This is a genomic window from Prevotella sp. MGM1, from assembly GCF_002933775.1.
Taxonomy (GTDB): domain Bacteria; phylum Bacteroidota; class Bacteroidia; order Bacteroidales; family Bacteroidaceae; genus Prevotella.
On record NZ_BEWV01000171.1, the window covers coordinates 1 to 718 of the forward strand.

A 718-nucleotide genomic window follows, 5' to 3' on the forward strand; every position below is an offset into this window, starting at 1 on the left:
CAATTAATATCTATTTACGCGAGTTCGGTATAAGATTTGTTCAAAAGAGTGTGAGTTGTTTTGATTTTTCCACATGTACAGGTAGCGATTCCGGTTTGTTTCCGAAAACAGCCGGACAGGTGCTGACGTATATAAAAGAGGTGGTGGTGCTTGAAATTGGCGAACGAGCCGAAGTGACAACAGACAGGTATTGTCATTATCTCACTATGGCTTAACTGCCCCTTACGGTTGCGGTGACGGTGCGTCTTGTCTTCCAAAAGGAAGTTTCTGTCACACTCGGATGCAAAATTCTTGCAAAACTCATCCATAATACAGAAAATCTCTATAACTTTGTCCTCGGTAATCATCGCTTATATCTGTTGTAACATCTTGTACTTTAACACTATAAAGGTACAACATATTTACGGGATTACCAATTTTAATGGGCAATAATCTTATACCGAACTCACGTATACATGGTAGTTTTGTCTGAATCAACAATGTGAGCTATGAAGGCGCGTAACAGAGTTTTAGACGAGAAAACATACGGCGGTAATAATTTTATTAGTAATAACGGTATTAGTAATAACAATATTTTGTACCTTTGCACTTGAATAAAACTGAAGATTATGGAGAACAAGCCTTTTATATTTGGCGTTGCCACATCGGGCGATAATTTCACCGACCGAGAGAAAGAAACGGAGCGTCTATTACTGAATTTTCAACATGGTGTAAATAC

1 protein-coding gene is annotated in these 718 nt (G+C 38.3%); it reads left to right on the plus strand.

Annotated features, from left to right (window positions below; translation table 11 throughout):
* Window positions 1–215: hypothetical protein (locus tag MoGM_RS13020; RefSeq protein WP_233210189.1), on the plus strand; the 215-nt coding region annotated here is incomplete at its 5' end.
* Window positions 216–718: the final 503 nt, after the last annotated feature.